The 13,049-nt window shown below is 36.4% G+C and carries 13 protein-coding genes; 5 read left to right on the top strand and 8 right to left on the bottom strand.

Going from position 1 to position 13,049, the window contains the following annotated elements; all coding sequences use genetic code 11:
• Positions 1-8: 8 nt before the first annotated feature.
• From M900_RS01635 to M900_RS16820, 3 genes are read right to left on the bottom strand one after another with little or no spacing between them, the layout of a single operon-like run.
• Entirely contained in the window at positions 9-1,256 is a 1,248-nt protein-coding gene (locus M900_RS01635) for a membrane protein (protein ID WP_021273049.1), read from the bottom strand.
• On the bottom strand, positions 1,256-1,960 hold the full coding sequence (locus tag M900_RS01630) for a hypothetical protein (RefSeq protein ID WP_034730790.1): 705 nt from the start codon (positions 1,958-1,960) through the stop codon (positions 1,256-1,258). Before M900_RS01630 ends, M900_RS01635 begins: the two co-directional genes overlap by 1 nt.
• Positions 1,923-2,474, bottom strand: a complete 552-nt coding sequence (locus M900_RS16820) for a metal-dependent transcriptional regulator (RefSeq protein ID WP_021273118.1) — start codon at positions 2,472-2,474, stop codon at positions 1,923-1,925. Before M900_RS16820 ends, M900_RS01630 begins: the two co-directional genes overlap by 38 nt.
• A gap of 209 nt (positions 2,475-2,683) precedes the next feature.
• Here M900_RS16820 and M900_RS01620 point away from each other — a divergent pair, with 209 nt between their 5' ends.
• Genes M900_RS01620 through M900_RS01610 form a run of 3 tightly spaced genes read left to right on the top strand, consistent with a single transcriptional unit; the run spans position 2,684 to position 5,605 of the window.
• Complete coding sequence (locus M900_RS01620) at positions 2,684-4,465, top strand: hypothetical protein (protein WP_021273532.1); 1,782 nt, start codon at positions 2,684-2,686, stop codon at positions 4,463-4,465.
• Between the two features lie 21 nt (positions 4,466-4,486).
• Positions 4,487-4,867: a thiol-disulfide oxidoreductase DCC family protein gene (locus M900_RS01615; RefSeq protein WP_021273189.1), complete on the top strand. Its 381-nt coding sequence runs from the start codon at positions 4,487-4,489 to the stop codon at positions 4,865-4,867.
• A 9-nt stretch (positions 4,868-4,876) separates the two neighbouring features.
• Positions 4,877-5,605: a polyprenol monophosphomannose synthase gene (locus tag M900_RS01610; RefSeq protein ID WP_021273407.1), complete on the top strand. Its 729-nt coding sequence runs from the start codon at positions 4,877-4,879 to the stop codon at positions 5,603-5,605.
• A gap of 25 nt (positions 5,606-5,630) precedes the next feature.
• Here M900_RS01610 and M900_RS01605 read toward each other — a convergent pair whose 3' ends face one another.
• Genes M900_RS01605 through ahcY form a run of 3 tightly spaced genes read right to left on the bottom strand, consistent with a single transcriptional unit; the run spans position 5,631 to position 8,110 of the window.
• Complete coding sequence (locus M900_RS01605) at positions 5,631-6,314, bottom strand: hypothetical protein (RefSeq protein WP_021273258.1); 684 nt, start codon at positions 6,312-6,314, stop codon at positions 5,631-5,633.
• Positions 6,311-6,754, bottom strand: a complete 444-nt coding sequence (gene rpiB / locus M900_RS01600) for a ribose 5-phosphate isomerase B (RefSeq protein ID WP_021273236.1) — start codon at positions 6,752-6,754, stop codon at positions 6,311-6,313. Before rpiB ends, M900_RS01605 begins: the two co-directional genes overlap by 4 nt.
• Positions 6,755-6,814: 60 nt before the next feature.
• A complete protein-coding gene (ahcY, locus tag M900_RS01595) occupies positions 6,815-8,110 on the bottom strand; it encodes an adenosylhomocysteinase (RefSeq protein WP_021273157.1) in 1,296 nt (431 codons plus the stop codon).
• Positions 8,111-8,278: 168 nt separating this feature from the next.
• On the opposite strand from ahcY, the gene M900_RS01590 reads away from it, so the two are divergent.
• The gene (locus M900_RS01590) at positions 8,279-9,217 is read left to right on the top strand and encodes a homoserine kinase (protein WP_021273088.1); all 939 of its coding nucleotides are present in this window, start codon (positions 8,279-8,281) and stop codon (positions 9,215-9,217) included.
• Positions 9,210-10,406: a class I SAM-dependent RNA methyltransferase gene (locus M900_RS01585; RefSeq protein ID WP_021273316.1), complete on the top strand. Its 1,197-nt coding sequence runs from the start codon at positions 9,210-9,212 to the stop codon at positions 10,404-10,406. Before M900_RS01590 ends, M900_RS01585 begins: the two co-directional genes overlap by 8 nt.
• Positions 10,407-10,433: 27 nt before the next feature.
• Here the strand turns inward: M900_RS01585 and M900_RS01580 are convergent, their stop codons facing one another.
• Together M900_RS01580 and M900_RS01575 are read right to left on the bottom strand one after the other, a co-directional pair.
• Positions 10,434-11,246, bottom strand: coding sequence for a hypothetical protein (locus tag M900_RS01580; protein WP_157680512.1), 813 nt, complete (start codon positions 11,244-11,246; stop codon positions 10,434-10,436).
• A gap of 28 nt (positions 11,247-11,274) precedes the next feature.
• Positions 11,275-12,999: an acyl-CoA dehydrogenase gene (locus M900_RS01575; protein ID WP_021273371.1), complete on the bottom strand. Its 1,725-nt coding sequence runs from the start codon at positions 12,997-12,999 to the stop codon at positions 11,275-11,277.
• Positions 13,000-13,049: the final 50 nt, after the last annotated feature.

Here is a 13,049-nt window from a genome sequence, read left to right as displayed (position 1 = left end):
CTCCAATGTTATCTATCGTGCTTCTTTGTAAATAAAAAAGCCGTTAATATTATCCAAACAATTAAGCAAATTCCTAGAGTACAGTCAACAAAAAATGCCGTGTTATAAATGAGTAGTACCGCCGAAATCACCATCTTAGAAGCTCTATAGACGATCATATCAACAATGTACTTGGCTCCATATTTCTGCACATCCAACAGTGGGAAGTATAACATTTCCTTTGCAGTTGAAAAAAGTGAATAGTCTAATCCCTTGTAAGTAACAAATAGTATTGTCACTGGAATAAACCCACCCACTGGTCCTAAAGTAGTAAAGAAAATAAGGATATAGATGAATGGAATAAAGAAGTGAACCCACTTAACTTTAATGAACTTCAATATTATTGGTATGAGAAATATTTGAAATAGAAAACTAATTAAGTTGATATTTGAGTACACGTTGCCTAAGAAAGTCGCCTTTTCCTCAAGGCCATTTACACTTCCTTCAATACCAAGATTAAATTTATAGTTCGCTAAATTGATTACAAATTGTGATATGGCGACAATCGATGCCACTAAAAAAACGTAAGATTTTACATCTCTGACAGATCTTAATGGAGATAATTCTTTTTTCTGATCTTGTTTCAAATGAACAGATTCTCCTGTTGATCTAAAAACAAAGTGAGTCAACGCAACGACAGTAACTCCCAAAAGCCCGACAAAGAATACTCCATGTCCGCCATTAATTGCATTCATCCATGGAATAAACTTGTTAGTTGCAATACCACCTAGAACTCCTCCAAGACTCCCCAGTGCTCCAAGCGGTCCATAAGTTAATTTTGCAACTTTATACTCAACACTTGCATTTAGATATCCAAGAGATAAGTGAACAAGCAAGATAATATAAACTTCTTTCCAGACATAATAAAAATAAGATGAGTAACTGAAATCTAAATAATAAAGTCCATTACAAATTAAAAAGAAGATTACAGTTACAAAAACTACAAAATTATATAAGAAGAAAACATCTTTCTTTTTTTGAAAACGGTTAAACAAAGTTACGGACAAAGACAAGGCAATAACTGAAAGAATCCAAACGAGAGGTGTATTCTTCGCACCAAACTTCTCCAAGAAAATAGCTGTTGATGCTGAACGAATCATTGGATAAGAAAAAAGAACGAGAAATAAATTAAAAGCGACTGCTAAAATATTTCTTCTATCTTTCTTGTCTATATTCACAAATTCTTGATGAATATTTTTAATTGTACTGAAAATCATTATTGTATTGAAACGAAATAATTTATCGTTTTCTCTCCTATTTGCTTCTTGTACTCAATTCCGTGAGAAAGCGATTTAGTATTAGATTTTTGAGAAAGGTCATTTCTTATTGTTGATATATTAACCCACTCACCTTTTACTACTGTTATTGATGTTGTTAAGCTCTGAGCAAATTCACTTGTAAGCGAAAAATCGACACCATAGTTTGACGAGTACTTTTCACACTTCACATAGATATTCTCATCATCAATCGTTAGAAGACCAACACGCCCTTCTGAGACAAGTATCTCACGCGAAGAAAGAACTTTCTCATTTGTTGTCGTTGTCGAAGCTCTATTATTTTTTCCAATATCAAGCTTATCGAGTTTCTTTTCTGTCATTTCAGTTTTTTTCAAATGAAAGCGACAAAGTTGTCCAGAAATCTGCGACTTCCTTGAGAGTTCAGGCTTAGTATTATAATTTAAGCGCAAGAACTTACTAATAAGTCCTTCTCTGTAAGGCCTGACCGCTGTTTCAATACAATTAGATTTAGTATCAATAATGACATCTTCATCACTAAGCATGATTTTTTTTAATTCTGTTTTGACTTTGAATAAGGATTCAGATCTTTCGAAGCAATAAGTAGATGCCCATAGATTTATGGACATCATAAAAATAGATATTAGTTTAAGAATCTTTGTGGTCGTCTGATAAGTACGAGTCACCCTTTTGTCCTTCCATAAACTCTTCCGCTGTCGTGAAATCACACAAATCAAGAGTTGTTTTAAAATTAAAACCTTTAGGAAGTTTACCCGACTTTTGTAGATCCTCACAAGAACAGGCCAAAGTTTTCATAAACTCAAAGAACTTTTCACTCGTCTCTGGACTCATTAAATGTTCCATCTGACATGAATCCCTCTCGGCCAGTTCTTCACTAACTCCGACAAAATCTCTCAGGAAATAATATAGTAAAGTCCTTGATGATAAAATTCTGTGAACTTCATCATGACCTTCACTAGTAAGAAGTAAGAATTTTGTATCCTCTTCTTCCTTTACTAAGTTCTTCTTTTTTAAATTATTTAGTGCTGTTGAAACACTTCCTTTAGTCAGTCCAAGATCGCGAGCAATATCAGTCACACGAGCATATCCCCTGTCTTCTTTCAATTTATGGATAGTCAAAAGGTAGTGCACCATCGAGTGCGATAATTCAGCTTCTTTATTTTTTTTATCAGTATTCATGGCCTAACTTTATCAAGCTCAGGCGCTAAAAGCAATATTTGACTGACTAATGTCAATTATTTGTGACAGCCAAAATCTTAATATCACAGTCCCAAAGAGAGCATAAGGCACTGAAAATACGTAAATATATCAAGGTAGATTTTGCTTATAACGCAGATCAATGCAAGAACGTGTTAAAATGTTGAAAACACTAATGACAGGTTATTTTTATGCACAAATTATTTCTCACATTCTTTATTACTTGCTCATTGCTTGCACAAGAGACAGCTCCTACAGCTCGCGATATTCGCACTGGAAATCTCACTGATCAGCAAAAGCAGACAATGGAGAATTATCAACACCAAGGATATTTGCAAAGAAACTACCAAGACAATCTTAACGAAGAGTGTGAGGCTAAGGGTTATAATAAGGATGAATGTCTCACTATCGTGAGTGGCGCTGATGCTACCTCAGGTGGAAAATTCATGGGTATGTCACCTACTATGATGAAAGGTGTTGCCCAGGCCTATACGATGATTATTGGGATGTCTGGAGTTGGATCGACTCTTAAAAAAAATGAAGGTGGGGTCTCTAACCTTTGTAACGTAGATGACTCGATGTGCTCGGACTCAGGTAAGAAAACTAAGGATCTAATTAATAAAAGAGATAACACTCAGGAACTAGCTGAAAAGGAAGGTCTTACAGATGAGGCTTCTAAAGCAGCAAAAGATGACGCCAGTACCGCAGAAGACGCCTTAGATGGTGACAAGAAAAAAAACGGCCAAGAAAAAGATGAGATGGAAGACTACTGTCGCTACATTCCAATGGGAACAGAAACAATAGCTTTATTTCAACAAAAGACTGAGCAAGAATTCATTGAGCAAACACCTTCGAAGTCCCAGGAAACCCAAGCGGATATGCTATATAAGCAAGCAAGGAGTCATGAGGGTCGTGCAAAATCTGTAAAGACTCAGGTTATCGGTTGGGGAGCAACAACAGCTTGTTATACAGCAATGCTGATGGGTCCAGCTAGTCCAACCGCTTGGCAAAACTGGTTAAAACTTGGAGCTTCTACTCTTCTATGGCGTTACTACGACTGGGAAAAGAAAGAGCATGAAAAAGCTCAAAGAACAGTTGAGCAACTAGCTTCAAAACTTAAAGGAGCAGGTGCTTGTAACCCTATTTCTGAACGTGATTGTTACTGTTCTCAACCTGAAACAATGAATGATGTTACTTACTGTATGCCAGAGATCAGACAACGTGTTGCAGGTGATACGACTTACCAAGTTTCTTGTTTAACTGAACAGCTAAAAACAGATGCAACATGTGCCTGTGCAAAAACGAATACATGTCTTGATAAGACGATTAAAGGTAATCTTGATGGTATTCATATTCCACAGCCCGCTGCCATGGCACTCTCACCTTTTCTAAAAATGGCTAAGGGCTCAATGAAGCCAGGCCAAACCGTATACGAAGTAAATACAGACTCAGGAAAATTATTTGCGATGGCAAAAGGGATTCTAAAAGACAATGCAGATAAGATTGATCTTGAAAAATCTCCTCTCAACGATGACCAAAAAAATACCCTTGCAGAGTTTGAGGCCCTTGGCCTATCAAAAGAACTAGGAGCAGCGATTCTTTCACAAAAAGCTACTCCAGAATCAAAGAAGAACGAAGAGAAGTTTAAAGCAAGTGCAAGTAGAAGATATGCGGCCTATAAGCCTTATAAATACAATGCAAGAAGCACAACTCCTTCAATGAAGTTTACTGGAGGAGATGGAATTTCTGGTTCATCTAAGAGCTCAAAGAAGAACGACGATTATGCAAGTATGTTAAATAAAATGAAAAGAAAGAAAGGTACTAATAATGGAACAAACTCTGGTGTTATCAAATTTGCAGAGACAGCATCTCGCTCCGCAGAAATAACGAGAGACAAGAGTACAGGAATATTTGATATCATCTCACGCCGCTACCAAGTAAGTGCGAGGAAGAGGCTCGATATCGCTGAATAACTTTAAACAAAAGGGGTTGTCATGGAAGATAAACCAAAGTTACCAATTCTACTATTTGACCAAGAGTGCTCACTCTGCGTCAGATTTAAAGACTCACTACTGAAGATCAATAAAACTGATAGTATCACGATGGTTCCTATTCAGGATGAATCGATATACGAAGTTTTCCCGCTCCTAAACAAAGATAAGTGTTATGAAGAAATTCACCTGATTAAGGAAGATGGGACGTTTATTTCAGGCAAGGAAGTTGTCACTTATCTCATGCAACTCAACCCACTTGTGAGTAAATTTTCTTGGCTAATTGAGAGTGATATGGGAAAAAAAGCTATTAATTATTTTCACCACATGACCAATCAGTACCGCCAGAACATTAAGCGTAAATGTCCGTCATGTATGAGATAGGAGAATATCTTGTTACCATATAATAAAACACTCATCATTATTCCAACTTATAATGAAATTGATAATATTGAGAGAATGATCACAACTGTTTTTGGTCTTTATCCTGAGATCTCACTTCTTATTATTGAAGATGGCTCACCAGATGGAACAGCAGAAGTTGTTAAAAAGCTTCAAGCGACTTATAGCAACCTTAATATGATTGAAAGAAAAGGAAAGCTTGGGCTTGGAACTGCTTACATCACTGGTTTTAGATGGGCGATTGAAAAAGGTTATGACTTTGTATTTGAAATGGACTGTGACTTTTCCCACGACCCAAATCAAATTCCAGATCTTCTAGAAGCAGCACAAACAAATGATCTTGTAATTGGTTCTCGCTATATCGACGGAATTAGAATCATCAACTGGCCATTTAGACGACTACTACTCTCTTACCTAGCATCTATTTATACTCGTTTTATTACGAACATTCCCGTCCACGATACGACTGGTGGATTCAAATGCTTTACAAGAAAGGCGTTAACAAGCCTTAATCTTGATCGCATTATTTCTAACGGATATATCTTTCAACTAGAGCTTAATTATAAAATTTGGGCAATGGGACTAAATGTAAAAGAAGTTCCGATCATTTTTTATGAAAGACGTGACGGTCAGTCAAAAATGGGTGGAGGTATTATTACTGAAGCAGTATTCGCCGTCTTAAAACTTAGAGTTTTAAGAATCTTTGGAAAGTTAATATAAAAAAAGCACCTTCAAGGTGCTTTTTTTATCTCTTAAATGACTTTCTTGAAAAACGTTCTCTATTAAATGGCTCGAGGGTCATCATATAAAAAATCCAACAACCACCAAACTCTAAAATCTCGCCCTTCTTATGTCCTGGAATTAATTCCGCCAAACCAGCTAAAATTAAATAAGCTACAATATGAAAGCCTTTTGGAATAGGAAGTGCAAATCTATCAACTAGGCTTCTAACCTTTGGAAACTTCTTATAAAGAAAAGGAAGCACCAAAAAGTAAAATGCAATACAGATCCCTAGGATTAAACCAAACACTAGCTTATTAAGTTTAGTCCCACCAAAAGCGAGGTTGTGAATATTTGTCTCACCCTGAGTATTAAACTGTTGGAAAAACTGAGGTGATCCCCAGCCAAAAATTCTTTGTCCCCAGCTAATTTCTTCTCCTACTCCAAATAGAAAAATAAAACCCATCACCACTAGTCCCAAAATAAAGGTAGATGGTCTAAAAGTAACAAGAATCTTCGCTCGATAAAAACAAGTCAGGGCACCCATAAAAAGAGCAACAACAGTTAACCACTCGAGGAATCCATCTTCACGAGTAAGGACCGCTTGATAGTAGGTTAAGTCAGTTCTCGCAATAATTACTGATCCAATAATAATAGAAAAAATAATTGGAAAACCAATTTTCTCTGTCCATTTTAAATCTAATTTCATACTAATTCCGTTCCAAGATTTGCAAACATTTGCGTTCGCGTTTCATGTCTTCCGCCTTCAAACTTTGTACTTAAAAAAGTATCGGCCATCACTTTCATATCTTCAACAGTAGAAACTCTTCCACCAAAGCAAATAACATTGGCATTATTATGCTCACGAGAAAGTCTTGCATCATCAACAGATCGGCAAAGCGCAGCTGTGATACCTTTATACTTATTGGCCACAACACTGACACCAATACCTGAACCACAGAGAAGAATACCAAAGCTTTGATGCTTGATAACTTCTCTTGCTAAAGAGGTCGCATATTCTGGATAGTGACAGCTGTCTGGAGTATGTGTTCCAAGATCAATGATTTCGTGACCACTTGCAATTAGATATTTTGCAAGTTCATTTTTTTGCTCAAGAGCACCGTGATCAGTTGCGATAAAAATTTTCATAAGACATCCATAAAAAAGATAGGTGGAAAATCTCTTTTCCACCCACTTCTGTTTTATTTATTAATATCTGTAATGATCTGGCTTGTATGGACCTTCAACTGGAATGTTTAGGTACTCAGCTTGTTGAGAAGTTAGAGTATCAAGTTCAATTCCAATTTTTGCAAGGTGAGCTCTTGCAACTTTTTCGTCTAGATGCTTTGGAAGCATATAAACTTTGTTCTCATATTTTGCAGAGTTTTCCCAAAGTTCAAGCTGAGCAAGAACTTGGTTACAAAATGAGTTAGACATAACAAACGATGGGTGTCCTGTTGCACATCCAAGGTTAACAAGTCTTCCTTGAGCAAGAAGGATAATTCTCTTGCCTTCTTTAGAAGTATACATATCAACTTGTGGCTTAATATTATCTTCTGTGTAGTTTTGGTGTAGGTGCTTAATATTGATTTCAGAATCAAAGTGACCGATGTTACAAACGATCGCTCCATCTCTCATGCTATCTAAGTGCTTAGCATTGATAACGTCAACACATCCAGTAGTTGTAACGAAGATATCACCGATTGTAGCAGCTTTATCCATCTTCATTACTTCATAACCTTCCATTGCAGCTTGTAGTGCGCAGATTGGATCGATTTCTGTAACGATTACACGTCCACCAAGACCTTTAAGTGAAGCTGCTGAACCTTTTCCAACATCTCCGTAACCAACAACAACACATGCCTTACCAGCGATCATAACGTCAGTAGCTCTCTTAATACCATCAACTAGAGACTCTCTACACCCGTAAAGGTTATCAAATTTTGATTTTGTAACAGAGTCATTAATATTGATTGCTGGCATTTTAAGAGTACCTTTTTGAACTCTCTCATATAGTCTGTGAACACCAGTAGTAGTTTCTTCTGAAAGACCCTTGATCCCAGCGATTAGTTCTGGATACTTGTCGTGAACCATATTAGTTAGGTCCCCACCATCATCAAGAATCATATTAAGTTGTGAACCATCGGCCCACTTAAGAGTTTGCTCGATACACCAGTCAAATTCTTCTTCGTTCATACCTTTCCATGCAAATACAGGAATACCAGCTGCTGCGATTGCTGCTGCTGCTTGATCTTGAGTTGAATAAATATTACATGATGACCATCTTACTTCCGCTCCAAGTTCAATTAGAGTTTCAATAAGTACCGCTGTTTGAATTGTCATGTGAAGACAACCAGCGATTCTTGCACCTTTAAGAGGCTTAGAAGCACCAAACTCTGCTCTAAGGGCCATAAGTCCTGGCATCTCAGATTCAGCGATTTTAATTTCTTTTCTTCCCCAGTCTGCTAGGGAAATGTCTTTTACTTTGTAGTCAGTAAAACTCATAAGTTCCTCTCTTTATAAATTATTATTGATTAAATCTCGAAAACTATAACATCAAAGACCTCATTGTGCCAAGAAACGTTGTATTTTCAGACAAATAACGCGGCACAAACCATATAAGTTTAACCCTCTCGTCTTGACACAATTAGACGTAAAATATACATCTGCGCTATGGGTGATTATACAAAACTAACTATTTCAGAAATAGCTGAAATCTTTGAACTATATGTGACAGATTCGATTGAATCTTTCAGGGCCTTATCCCTTGGAATTTCTAATTCTAATTACGAAATTATCACAGCAAATAACAAGTATTTGCTAAAAGTTTCGAATGATAAAAATAAAGAACAAGTTCTCGATGAAATGCGCATTTTAGAAGAGCTTCGAAAGAGTGATTATCCTTATTCAATAATTCCAATCAAAACACTTTCGGGTGAATTAGTTTATGAAAAGGGCTCATACTATGGGGTACTTTTTCCATTCGTTGATGGAATTCCACCTGGACCGGGAGACTCAACTTGTTTTGAAATAGGAATGGCCCTTGCAAAGCTTCATATCACCAAGGCCAACACAGAAGGTCTGCGCCCGAGTGAAGAACTAAGCTACCCGGCTTCTATAATTGCAGAGTACTCCAAGCAATCAACTTGCCCAGATGACTTCAAAGAATTACTTGATGGTTTATTACAAGATAGACTTCAAAAATATCTAACAACAAACTTCGATAAGGGCATCATTCACGGTGACCTTTATTATGACAACACTCTCTTCCACAATGACCATATTGTGGCCGTTCTTGATTTTGAACAAAGTGGAGTTGGTGAATTTATTCTCGACCTAGGGATTTCAATTTCAGGAAGCTGCCTTGAAAAAGGAAGAATTAGTTTACCATTAATGGAGTCATATCTTCGAGGATACGAATCGGTAAGGCCTTTGCCTTTAATCGAAAAAGAATTTTTAAACGATGCTGTTATACTAGGACTTTTCTCTATAGCTCTATGGAGGATTAAAAGATTCAAAGAAGGAACCCTTAATCCACTGATGGCCGATAGCTATAAACAACTTCTATATCGTGCAGAAATATTTAAACAAACGGTAGAAACTAATGACTAATGAAAGCTTCTTTTTTGCTTCATGCCCAACTGGTGCTGAAGAATTATTATTAACAGAACTCAAATCTCACAAGCTATTTGGAAAAATCTCTCGCGGAGGTGTTTCTTTTAAAGCTGAGAACAAGAAAGCAATCAGCTTTACTGTTCAAACGAGAATTGCGAGTCGTGTTTACAAAGAAGTTCACTACTTCTATGTTCGCAATGAGAAAGATATTTATCCAAACTCTAAGAAAATTAAGTGGGATGATTACATCAAGCCACAACACACATTTAAAATCTCGACACTTCTTGATCGTGAAGCTAATCGCGTTTTTAGAAACTCAATTTTCCTTTCTCAGCTTTTAAAAGATTCACTTGTTGACAATCAAAGAGAGCAATTTGGAAAAAGGTCTGATGTTGATACAAATAATGCAGACGTATCATTTCTTCAAAGAATTGAAGCGACTAAAAAAGACTTTCTTGCAAAAGTATATGTTGATCTAACAGGAATCTCTCTTGATAAGAGAGGATATAGAGACTCAACCCACAGAGCACCTCTTAGAGAGAACTTAGCGGCGGCACTTGTTAGCTCTAGTTCATGGAATCCAAAGAAAGGTATCTACTTTGATCCAATGGTAGGATCAGGTACTCTACTAATCGAAGCAATTCTTCTAAAAGCTGGAATTACACCGGCCTTTATTACTCTTAGAAATAGAGTTAGACTTTCCTTCATGAAACAAGATTGGTTTCTAAATTCTGATCTTAAGTCTTGGTTTAATACATTTAGTGAAAGACTTGTTGATGATGCAATGAGAGAGATTAAGAATTTTGAGCCCGGAACTTTCTTTGCTAACGATATCGATACTGAGAATATTAAGTTTACGATTGAACACTTAAGAAAAGTATTTGGTCGAGCAGACTTTGTAACTTTCTTTAATGAAGATTTTCTACAAATGGACAATCCACTTCCTGGTCCAGCGACAATTATATTTAATCCTCCATACGGAGAAAGAATCAATCCAAGTAGTGAAATTAATGAGTTTTACCACGATATTGGAGAGGTATTAAAAAACAAATACCAAGGTTCAACAGCGTATATCTTCACTCTCCACGGAGATCTTAGAAAGAACATTCGCCTCAAAGCGACAAAAAAACTTCCATTTTTTAATGGTGATCTCGACTGTCGTCTTCTTGAATATAAGCTAGACTAACAAAAAAGGCCTCTTTCGAGGCCTTTCTTATTTCTCAAAATTTTCTGTTAATTTCATTGCAAAATTTGGTAGCGAATATTTCATCAACGCGTTTGAGTTGACGACTTTATCCTTATGCTTCGCTGATCTTGAAAAGAAATAAGAATTAATCTCACTATCTTTTAAAAATACCGTATGCCCTTTGCTTGCAAACTTTCTTGAGACATAAGATGAATCTAAGAAGCAAACTTCCCTAATCATAAAATTTTTGGCCATATAAATGATAATGACATAATCACTCAAATCAACCAGAGATTTTCTAAGCTTCACACCCTTTGGAGAAGTTGCATCACCCCACTGAACTTTAACTTCGACTCTCTTATCTCCTAAAGTGAAATCAAAACCTCTTTGGGAAGTAGACTTTTCTTGCATTAATCCAAAGATACACTTCGCGTACCACTCACCTAACTGAACAGGTAGCTTCTTTCCATTAAAAAGAATTCTCTGATCTCTTAGTGTCTCGTAGCACTTGTTAACTGTTTCAATAGCATCAAAAATTTTCTTATTGTCAGGTAGATGTAGAAATAAAATTTTCTTTGCTTGGCTTCTCTTAAGTTTTCTCGAAAATTGTTTTTCGTACCAATCCTGAAAATTATCTTGTCCCACTAATTCAAATGAGTCGTAGATAAATCCAGTTTCAATTAAAAAATCTGCTTGAAAATTTTCAACTTTCTTTTTCAAGTAACTAAGAGGAGCATATTTCTCTTCTTCAAGCATGATGAAAACATCATCTTGGTAGTAATCCGTACTACCGTGGGTAGTAGCATTAAATGCTTCTACCGCACTATTAAACTTATCCATATCCATGGAAAACACTCTCTCTTTTTTATTAAACTGTTATTTTTGTTAAATCTTCATCAAAGTTCAAGATACTGTTAGCAAGACCAATATTTCTTGTTAACTGGTACTGGCAGAAAACTTTGAAATCATCAATTTTTGATTGATAGAATTTCTTATCTTCCTCACCTGAAGCTGATTGAAGTTCTTTGCTTGCAACGATTGCATGCTCTAGTAACAACCAAGAGAGAACTAAGTTCCCACAGTAATTTAAGAAATCTGTAGCATGAGCAAGAATTCCACTTTCATTTTTACTCATTGCCATTTTTGTCATCTTCTCAAGAATTTTCTCACTCATTTCCATTGATTTACCAATCATCGCAACTTCGTGAGACCATACTTTTGCTTCATCAGCAGCCATTGCTTTTTGTATTTTCTTACCAACTGCGAAGAATGTTTGCGCCTTATCTTTTAATATTTTTCTTATTACAAAGTCGATTGCCTGAATACCATTTGTTCCTTCATAGATTGAAGCAATCTTAGTATCCCTAGCAAACTGTTCAACACCATACTCAGTACAGAATCCATATCCACCGTGAGTTTGAATAGCATCAACAGAAACATTGAAGCCTTCATCCGAACAGTATGACTTACAAATTGGAATAAATAGTGCGATCTCTGCTTCAGCAGCTTTATCACCTTTTTCAGCTCTATCAAAAAGATTTCCTGTATAAAGACAAAGTGCTCTTAAACCTCTTGCAGTTGATCTCATTTTTAGAAGCATTCTTTTTACGTCTGGGAAATTAATAATCTCAGCCCCAAACTGACTTCTTTCTTTTGCGTATTGCTCAGTTAGCATATATGCAAGGTTTGCTTGTGACTCACCTTGAAGTCCACAAAGAAGTCTTGCTTCATTCATCATGATAAACATGTTGGCCATACCATCAAACTCATTACCGATTAGCTCTCCAACACACTCTCCATCTTGACCAAATGTTAATTCACATGTCGCTTGACCATGAAGTCCCATTTTATCTTCAAGTTTTGTACATCTTACGTTATTTGATTTTCCAGTCTCAACATCAAATCGAGGAACGATGAAAAGTGAAAGTCCTTTCGTCCCCTCAGCAGCTCCCGGAGTCTTTGCTAAAACAAGGTGGATATTATTACTGTAAAGATCACTTTCTCCTGAAGAGATAAAAATCTTCACACCATTGATTGCGTACTTTCCATTGCCAAGCGGCTTTGCAGTTGTCTTCGCTGCACCAACATCAGACCCAGCACCTGGTTCAGTAAGACACATTGTCCCTCCCCAAGTTCCTTCCATCATTTTTGGCACATATAAATCTTTCTGCTCTTGCGAACCAACTTTTAAAATTACGTTCATCGCACCTTGAGTTAGTCCATAATACATTGACCATGAAACGTTTGCTCCAATTGCCATTGAATAACATGCAATTTTAAGTGCGTGTGGAGCTGGCATTCCACCGATATCTTCAGGGTAACCTAGAGCGTACCAACCATTTTCATAAAACTTTTGATTAAGCGGACCGAAGCAATCTGGAACTTTAACGTTCCCATTTACCATCTTTACGCCTTCTTCATCACCTGGTGTACGAGTTGGATAAATTTCATTTTCAACAAATTTATCAAATTGAAGTAGGATATCTTTTAATTCAGCTTCACCGTAACCAAATTCGGCGGCTTCTTTTCCGATATCACACATGTTAAAAAGATTAAAATTTACATCTTTTAAATCTGTTTTGTACTTAGCCATAAATAATCCTTCATTTAAATATTAAGATAATATTATTATATAGGATTTTT

The organism is Bacteriovorax sp. Seq25_V (genome assembly GCF_000447795.1).
In the GTDB taxonomy this organism is placed as follows: Bacteria; Bdellovibrionota; Bacteriovoracia; order Bacteriovoracales; family Bacteriovoracaceae; genus Halobacteriovorax_A.
Note: the sequence above shows the minus strand (reverse complement) of the source record. Positions and strands in the feature narration are given on the sequence as shown.

Coding starts and splice junctions, on each gene's coding strand:
- M900_RS01635 (WP_021273049.1), bottom strand. CDS start 1,256: ATGATTTTCAGTACAATTAAAAATATTCATCAAGAATTTGTGAATATA.
- M900_RS16820 (WP_021273118.1), bottom strand. CDS start 2,474: ATGAATACTGATAAAAAAAATAAAGAAGCTGAATTATCGCACTCGATG.
- M900_RS01620 (WP_021273532.1), top strand. CDS start 2,684: ATGCACAAATTATTTCTCACATTCTTTATTACTTGCTCATTGCTTGCA.
- M900_RS01615 (WP_021273189.1), top strand. CDS start 4,487: ATGGAAGATAAACCAAAGTTACCAATTCTACTATTTGACCAAGAGTGC.
- M900_RS01605 (WP_021273258.1), bottom strand. CDS start 6,314: ATGAAATTAGATTTAAAATGGACAGAGAAAATTGGTTTTCCAATTATT.
- rpiB (WP_021273236.1), bottom strand. CDS start 6,754: ATGAAAATTTTTATCGCAACTGATCACGGTGCTCTTGAGCAAAAAAAT.
- ahcY (WP_021273157.1), bottom strand. CDS start 8,110: ATGAGTTTTACTGACTACAAAGTAAAAGACATTTCCCTAGCAGACTGG.
- M900_RS01590 (WP_021273088.1), top strand. CDS start 8,279: ATGGGTGATTATACAAAACTAACTATTTCAGAAATAGCTGAAATCTTT.
- M900_RS01585 (WP_021273316.1), top strand. CDS start 9,210: ATGACTAATGAAAGCTTCTTTTTTGCTTCATGCCCAACTGGTGCTGAA.
- M900_RS01580 (WP_157680512.1), bottom strand. CDS start 11,246: ATGGATAAGTTTAATAGTGCGGTAGAAGCATTTAATGCTACTACCCAC.
- M900_RS01575 (WP_021273371.1), bottom strand. CDS start 12,999: ATGGCTAAGTACAAAACAGATTTAAAAGATGTAAATTTTAATCTTTTT.